The organism is Clostridium oryzae (genome assembly GCF_002029235.1).
GTDB classification, from domain to species: Bacteria; Bacillota; Clostridia; order Clostridiales; family Clostridiaceae; genus Clostridium_AE; species Clostridium_AE oryzae.
Genome location: NZ_MZGV01000114.1, coordinates 1 through 7,574 on the forward strand (window position 1 = coordinate 1; position 7,574 = coordinate 7,574).

Consider the following 7,574-nt stretch of genomic DNA (forward strand, 5'->3'; position numbering starts at 1 on the left):
TTATTATTACAATATAATTGTTTTTGACAAACAACATATATTATAATATAATAGTAAAATAGTATATAGTATATAATAGGATGGTGTCTATGGATAATCTAACAACAATTTTTAGAGAAAAAAAGTTAAAACTTACCCCTCAGAGAATCGCAGTTTATAAGTACCTTCAATCTACAAAGGAACATCCATCAGCGGAAACTATATTTAAGGCACTTCAACCACTTTATCCTACTATGAGTTTAGCAACAGTATATAAAGCATTAAAGACATTGGTAGAAGTTAAGCTTATTCAAGAAATAAATCTTGGAGAGGGTAATTCACGATACGACGGAAATCCAAATCCCCATTCACATCTACAGTGTGTACAATGTTTGAGGGTTGACGATTTAGAAGGAATTTGCTTTCAGAATTTAAATGATGAGATAAAAGATAATACAGATTACGATATTTTATATAATCAAGTGTATTTTTACGGTGTATGTTCTCATTGTAAGAATAAATAGAAGGATATAATTTATCCTTCTATTTATTATATACTTTTTCTAATATTTGAGACCACTCTTTACCGCTGTAACTTCCTTTTAATATATTCTCTACCGAACTGCTAATTGACATTCTAAGTTTCTCTGGCACATCATAAATATACAATATACTATTTTCATTTGCAGTTTCAAGATGAGCTTTAACTGTATTCATCATTGAAGTAGTCAGCAATTCATCGTTAACCTTTTTATTTCCTGTTACATATTTTTTTTCTGCTAATTTCTTCTGCATATCCTCTCCGTATAGAAACTCCAAGATATCACTTACTTCATTTTGTTTCTTAGAATTTGCTGGAATACTTGTGATACAGTTAACAATAACAGGAACATTACTCTTTTTATCGGTTATATTATAATTCTTAACAACTTTAATATCTGTGTATTCACCGCTAATTTTAGGTAAAACTGCAGATGTTGCTATAACTATTGGTGCATCTCCAGATATAAGTTTCTGCACATGCATATCTTCAGCCTTTTCAAAAATGTCTATAGGTACCCGAATTGATTTTGCTAACTTATCTAATAATTGAAAACCCTTCTGCATATCTACTGCTTTGTACTTCTTTATATTATCTCCGTAACTGTCCTCTAACAAAGACATTTGCAGCGAGTTACTAAAAACAATTGAAGATAAAGCTTCCGTTATACTTATATTATCATTCAAAAATACTGGTATCTTTGTATTTGTCTGTTTGTTTTTCATAATTACAGGAACAAGCTGTTTAGCATCTATAGGTTCCTCTACATTTAATTTATTTATAGCACTTTTATTGTACATAAATTCTAAGCTGAACGGTATTAATCCTAGTCCATAATAGTTATCCCCTATTCTCCCATAATCTTTTACAATATTATAGTAACTTTCATCTACTTTATTCTTCGCAAAAAAATCCTCCATGGGTAACAAAAGTCCTTTTTTACATAACTCTATCATTTCATTTCTGCTTATAAATAATAAGTCTATTTTTGAATCTACTATATCTTTTTCTACATCAATATCACCCAACGTGTTATTGTAACTTACCTCTACATTACTCTTTTTCTTTGTATACTCTTCAAGAAGAAACTTCACTATGTCCAATGACGTTTTATCCTTCACACCTACATACACATTTATCTTGACATTACTTTCAGAACTTTTTTCTTTCCTGCCGCACCCTAAACATATATTTATCAAAAAAAAGATACATACCATACTTATAATGCACCTATTTACTCGTGACTTCTTCATAAAATCACCTCTTCCTACCATAGAAAATTCATAGCAGATTTTACATATATCATCCTGATTATCAATTTTATTTTATGTAGATTAAATAAATATATAAATAAATCATATACTTTAATGGAGGTGTTTTTAATGAAACTAAGGGTATTATTTCTAAAAAAAGTACATATATTATTATTCATCTGCTCTTTTCTATTTCTCCTTATATTACTATCATTCTATATAAAATCAGGAAACAAAAATGCAACTGTTGAAACCTTTTATACTATAAATAATGAACGGCTAATAAAATCAGATTTTACAGGCGATGATAAAAAGGATATACTGTACGCTGACACAAACAGCAGCAAATACTTCTTAAGTATAATTAGCAATAATAAAATATATACATTAAATCCAAGTAAATCAAATTATACTTTGGGAAATTTTTATAATTATTGTCCGATGAATGTATACTCCACAGATATAAATAGCGATGGTACAAAAGAACTAATTCTTCAAAGTATGGATAGAGGATTAGCTCTGCAGCACATATTTATGTGGAATGGTAAAAAGTTTAAAGATAAATTTTCTAGTTATAGCAATATAGTAGGTGTGGACTATGAAAACAATGGAAATTTAGCATTAATATCAGGAAACTATAGTTCAGGTAAATTAATATGGTTACATAAGGCGTTTTATAAAGACAAAATAAGTAAATTAAAAAATTATAATAATTTATGCACCAGTGATATATCAGAATTTATAAAATACATAGAAAACTTGCAGCTTCGACAAAAATACAGCTTATCCGGGATTCTCTCTCCTATGATAGATGGAAAATATCTTACGATTTTAGACAAGCTAAGCAATTCTAATAGCATATATAAATTTACATATGGTAACTTTTTCAGAAATCAAACTAATGAAAACAGAAAAGACACAGATTATACTTTTATTTTAAACTTTTCAATAATGTCGGATTCAAATTATGATACTCCTAATGATTATATGACCTTAACGCTCAAACTAAAGCCAATAGGCGATAACTTTAAAATATATTCCATTGATAAGGGTAAGCTTTCACCTTCCAACACAGTATCTTTAAGATAATTCATTCTATCACTTGACTTTATACAAGAATATTCCAACATTACTTCAAAATTATCTATAGGCAATTGTTTAATATAAACTTCTACAAGGAAAGAAAAGTATTTAATTATTCCACTTTGATAAGGTTTAATTTCTATTATCGTTTTCAAAACAAAAGGGACCGCATTACGGTCCCAAGGGGGATGGGGGGTTTAGTCTAATGATAAGAATTGATTCTTATCACTGGACTAATGGAGATTTTAATCTCCTTTTACATTTACTATTATTACCCATTAAAAAATAAATATACATATTATCGTTAACAAAATCATAATTATTTATAAAAATTAATTTCAGGCAGTTATGTACTGAATAAGAAAGGAGAAAGTTGCAATTTATAAGCAGCTATACATATTATGTTTTATGATAAAAATAACAGAAGCGCTGAGGCAGTAGAAACTGTAATAGGAGAGCATTGCGTTATTGTCGGTAATTTAAGCGGGAGCGGAACATTAAAGGTTAACGGCTCTATAGACGGTGATATAGACTGGCAGGATAACGTCATATTCACTCAACCTTCCGTACATAACGGGAATCTAAATTGTAAAAATGTAATTGTATCTGGAAAAATTATTGGTAATATAATCTGTGAAGATACATTAACTATAGAGAGCTCTGGAAAAGTTATTGGTGATATCACGATTAAGAATTTAATTATTCAAGAAGGCGGATGCTTGGACGGTAAATCAACTATGTTAGTTGATGTTCCACAAATTGAAGTACTCGAGTAAAAGAGGGTAGGAAGCGATTTCCGTCGGCTGAAAAATGCCTCCTTCAACCACTTCCTACCCTATACCGACTCTATTCATTTACAAAGTATTATTTTCTGCATTACTTCTCACAAATTATTTTTCTTGTTTATTTATTTACTAGTATTTTCTTAAGAGCTATCTTCATATTACTTCATATATTATATAGTTGTATTCTTTTAACAATATATACAACCTAGTTATACATAGTTAAAACTTATCCACAATTGGAAAAAAACATAAATTCCTCGAGGCTAAAAAAATTTAAGGAGTAAGCACTAATGAAGTGCCTGCTCCTTTTTTACTAATACCATTTTTTGCATGGGTTGTTACAGGAAAGAAAGAATAATGCTATAATGAAAAGAATGCTATTATCTATTTTAGAACCATGAGATCTCTTTTTATCAAATTGAAGTATTATTAATATTAAAATAATTAGCGTAGGGAAATTACAAATACAGCTGCCCTTTTCCATCTCATAATTACCTGTTGCATAATAATTATAACCAACTGCAGCACATTCACATCCACATGCATTACTGTGTTTTTTACTCATACAAAACCCCCCTTCCCTTGGGCAATGGTTTTTTATCGTATATATCTCTTACTTTTACTATCTCCTTAATATCCTACTAATTGCATATAACTGTATTACCATATCAATTAATGCAGCTCTTTCAACCGAAACCATTGGTTTAAGCGCTGACAATATAGCTATACTTTTATCACCAGAATAGGGTACGCTATAGTTTGGTATACTACTTTTTTCTTGTGTAGAGGAGCCTAACCCACCAAGCAGATTTCCTAAGAATCCTCCTGAACCACCAATAATGCTGCTTAAATCACCTAAACCACCCATCATAGATGTTAACTGATTTATATCTACATTTTTTAACAATCCCATAAGCTGGCTAATATCTATATTATTGAAATCAAAATTACTTTGTGAATTTTTATTTTGGTTTTCATTTCTATTATTCTCATCAAACAAATCAACATCAATAACCTTTCTTTGCTTGGACAAGCCTGCCACCTCCCTCTTCTTAAAATTATTCTCAATGTATGTGAAGTGACGTACACAATGATTTAGCTTGTTTAAAAAATTTTAATTACTTACAAGTATTGCCGCATATCAGATAGAATATTGCAATTATAAACAATATGCCATTATCAATACCTGCTGATTTATAAGATCCTTCATCTTCATCATCATAATGTGACTTTTTACCAAACTGTAATATTATTAATATTAATATTACCAATGTTGGTAAGCTGCAAATGCATCCCTTTTCAGTTCCATATGCACCTGCTCCATATACTCCTCCGCCACATATTGGATGGATTACGGGTGTCTTATACCAACATACTTCATGAGTTTGAACAACGGGTGCTTTGAAGCACTCTTTTTCAACTCTAGGTTTACAACAACAACAACAACATGCTCTACTCATATTAAACCCCCCTTTCTTGGGCTATGGTTCAAACATTAAAGATCAAGAACTTCTTCATCATTTAATCTTGGAGAATCAACATGAATTATATTTGTATTTGCATTCCTCCCGTTAGAGTTTCCTCCTAAAAGTAATGCTAAAAATATCAAATATAATATACTTCTGAAAGAGTTTCTGCTTCTACTTCTTCTACGTCGTCTACCATGTCTAATCGGCTGCGATACTGGTAAAATATTATCTGGTCCACCACAATAACATACTGCTGCTACTATGAGTAAAATTATAATAATATTGTGGTCACAATTGCCATCGTTATTCCCCAATTGAACTCGACTATTTTTTCCATTCCTTACCGAATATTCATTAGTTGCTTTCATCATAGTGTACATCACTCCTTCCTTTTTAGCATTTTAACTTTTGTACATACTACATATTATTCTGGAGTTTTAAAATTGACACTAAAGAAACTTATAAATAAATTATAGTATTTTAACAGTATGTTATTTCTTTAATGGCTTTCTTAGTGCGTAGAATTTTAGTAAAACCTGCACTAATTCCGACTTATCACAATTAATAAGAGTTCTTAGAGCCGTTGCGATCTCCTCTTTTCTTAATACTGCTTCGTCCTTTTCACCATTATCTGACGCAATATTATTGTTATTTATAGATGCAACCAGTTCATTTACATCTACACTGTTAATTAAATTAGCCAAATTATTTATATTTAAGTTGCCAAAAATAGCTGAACTCAGATTTTGTTGCTCAGTACTACTTTCTTCTCGTTTGTGATGATGTTTTCTGTGCCCAGATCCGTAACCATTTCTTTCCATAACAATCTACTCCTCTACTATTGGTTCACAACCTATTACTTCTTCTCCATAATCGTGTGTCTTTTTATCATCTTTGCATATAAAAATTATTGCTACTAGAGCTAATAGAAATAATCCATTTCCACCCAAGAATCCTTTACTACCTCCTAGCAAAGATGACTGATATCCATGATTTCTATTGTCGACCATACGTCCTGAATAACCATTACCATAATTTTTACCGTTTCCGTAACCTGGCCCTTTAGAACCGCCGAAAAGGTTGAAACCAAGTGCATCACAATTATTACCAAAACCTAAAATTATAAAAATGACTATTGCCCAGATCACAACATTACTAGAGGCAAATGGCAGTTTATACTTTCCAAGATCCATATATATCCTCCTCAATATTATCTTAAATTTAAGGAGGGCAATTTCCCTCCTCTGATGTTCAAATCTATTTGCGTTGCAGAACACAGCTAAGGTAGTATATAGCAATCATTAAAAGAACACTCTTATTAACGCAATATTACATGTAATTGTATGTGTATCTTCATATTTGTCACCAAATACCATATTTCTACCTTTTTCAAACTACAGCAGTACAAGAATAAAATAATATATTTAGGGAATTTATATCAGCACCGCTAGATAAATTTTCTTAATATTAGCATGTGCCCATTCCCCCCTTTCGGACTTTGGTTATTTAGTCATAATACTCATCATCATATCCATCATCTGTATCAAGATTTATAAGATTTGTATTTACATTTCCTAATTTCCCATCTTTAAATCCAGAAAATAAGAAAACGAATATGATAATTAACCAAATCCAGCTTCCACTTGATTGATTACCAGTACCACAGGTTGAATTACAACAAGATATGAAACCGGGTTTGCCGCTGCTACAGCTGCAAAGCACAATTATTCCTATAACTATCCAAACCCACATTCCATCAAAGGAATTTTTTTTGCCATCTTTATCTTTACAACAGCAAGTAGATGCAAGTTCAGCTAGGATTTTATCCATAAGGTTTTCACTCCCTTCCTTATAGCTTCTTTTGCTTTAGTTTTCATATTATATACTATTCTAGCAATAATTTTTTGATACAATATAAAAAATGGTTACACCCTATGTCGGCCGATTACGTTCATTAAGCAATTACGCCACATCTTTTAAGCAAATTTCCTAATGGCTCATAACTCGGCTGCGCCTCAAACAATTCGCCATCTTAACGGAAATTTGCCTAAAAGACATGGGTAATTGCTAAATTCACTCCAAATGCCGACGCCGGCTGCAACCATTTTTAATGCCCTAGCTCCTAATTTTTACATAATACTTTTATTTTATTAATTCCATTACCTTTCTATCTTAATTCACTAACTTCAAAATATTTTACTGCTTCTATTTAACTTCTTCGCAAACATGCTGTAACGTTTTTTTATTTAATGCCCATCTTTTTCGCTCTTTAACGGTATAACCTGATTTTAATGAAGAGTTATCCACAATTGGCAAAATACATAAATTTCTAAAGAGTAAAAAAATCCCCTACCGGGGACTATGAGTTTTAGAATGGAAAAGGTTCGTTCTCATCAACTAAATACGAACCTTCTTCTACTTTCTTTTCTCCTGAATAATAAAAATCTGCATCACAATTAGGGCA

The 7,574-nt window shown here is 30.9% G+C and carries 11 protein-coding genes; 3 read left to right on the plus strand and 8 right to left on the minus strand.

Features of this window, described 5'->3' with window-relative positions:
* Positions 1 to 89 precede the first annotated feature (89 nt).
* Positions 90 to 503 carry a transcriptional regulator PerR gene (gene perR, locus CLORY_RS22055; RefSeq protein WP_079428613.1) on the plus strand — a complete coding sequence of 138 codons (414 nt, stop codon included), beginning with the start codon at positions 90 to 92 and terminating at the stop codon, positions 501 to 503.
* Positions 504 to 522: 19 nt separating this feature from the next.
* Here the strand turns inward: perR and CLORY_RS22060 are convergent, their stop codons facing one another.
* The gene (locus tag CLORY_RS22060) at positions 523 to 1,773 is read right to left on the minus strand and encodes an ABC transporter substrate-binding protein (protein WP_169911725.1); all 1,251 of its coding nucleotides are present in this window, start codon (positions 1,771 to 1,773) and stop codon (positions 523 to 525) included.
* A 129-nt stretch (positions 1,774 to 1,902) separates the two neighbouring features.
* Here CLORY_RS22060 and CLORY_RS22065 point away from each other — a divergent pair, with 129 nt between their 5' ends.
* Together CLORY_RS22065 and CLORY_RS22070 are read left to right on the plus strand one after the other, a co-directional pair.
* Positions 1,903 to 2,862: a hypothetical protein gene (locus tag CLORY_RS22065; protein ID WP_079428617.1), complete on the plus strand. Its 960-nt coding sequence runs from the start codon at positions 1,903 to 1,905 to the stop codon at positions 2,860 to 2,862.
* Positions 2,863 to 3,257: 395 nt separating this feature from the next.
* Positions 3,258 to 3,632, plus strand: coding sequence for a bactofilin family protein (locus tag CLORY_RS22070; protein ID WP_079428619.1), 375 nt, complete (start codon positions 3,258 to 3,260; stop codon positions 3,630 to 3,632).
* A gap of 322 nt (positions 3,633 to 3,954) precedes the next feature.
* Here the strand turns inward: CLORY_RS22070 and CLORY_RS22075 are convergent, their stop codons facing one another.
* The 7 genes from CLORY_RS22075 to CLORY_RS22105 form a co-directional block, all read right to left on the minus strand.
* Complete coding sequence (locus tag CLORY_RS22075; RefSeq protein ID WP_079428621.1) at positions 3,955 to 4,206, minus strand: hypothetical protein; 252 nt, start codon at positions 4,204 to 4,206, stop codon at positions 3,955 to 3,957.
* Between the two features lie 57 nt (positions 4,207 to 4,263).
* On the minus strand, positions 4,264 to 4,674 hold the full coding sequence (locus CLORY_RS22080) for a hypothetical protein (RefSeq protein WP_079428623.1): 411 nt from the start codon (positions 4,672 to 4,674) through the stop codon (positions 4,264 to 4,266).
* Between the two features lie 85 nt (positions 4,675 to 4,759).
* The gene (locus CLORY_RS22085; RefSeq protein ID WP_242954485.1) at positions 4,760 to 5,101 is read right to left on the minus strand and encodes a hypothetical protein; all 342 of its coding nucleotides are present in this window, start codon (positions 5,099 to 5,101) and stop codon (positions 4,760 to 4,762) included.
* 35 nt (positions 5,102 to 5,136) lie between these two features.
* Positions 5,137 to 5,481 carry a hypothetical protein gene (locus CLORY_RS22090; protein ID WP_079428625.1) on the minus strand — a complete coding sequence of 115 codons (345 nt, stop codon included), beginning with the start codon at positions 5,479 to 5,481 and terminating at the stop codon, positions 5,137 to 5,139.
* A gap of 120 nt (positions 5,482 to 5,601) precedes the next feature.
* Positions 5,602 to 5,931 (minus strand): hypothetical protein, encoded by a 330-nt coding sequence (locus tag CLORY_RS22095; protein WP_079428627.1) that lies wholly within the window; start codon positions 5,929 to 5,931, stop codon positions 5,602 to 5,604.
* Positions 5,932 to 5,937: 6 nt separating this feature from the next.
* A complete protein-coding gene (locus CLORY_RS22100; RefSeq protein WP_079428629.1) occupies positions 5,938 to 6,303 on the minus strand; it encodes a hypothetical protein in 366 nt (121 codons plus the stop codon).
* Positions 6,304 to 6,616: 313 nt separating this feature from the next.
* Positions 6,617 to 6,940, minus strand: a complete 324-nt coding sequence (locus CLORY_RS22105) for a hypothetical protein (RefSeq protein ID WP_079428631.1) — start codon at positions 6,938 to 6,940, stop codon at positions 6,617 to 6,619.
* Positions 6,941 to 7,574 lie beyond the last annotated feature (634 nt).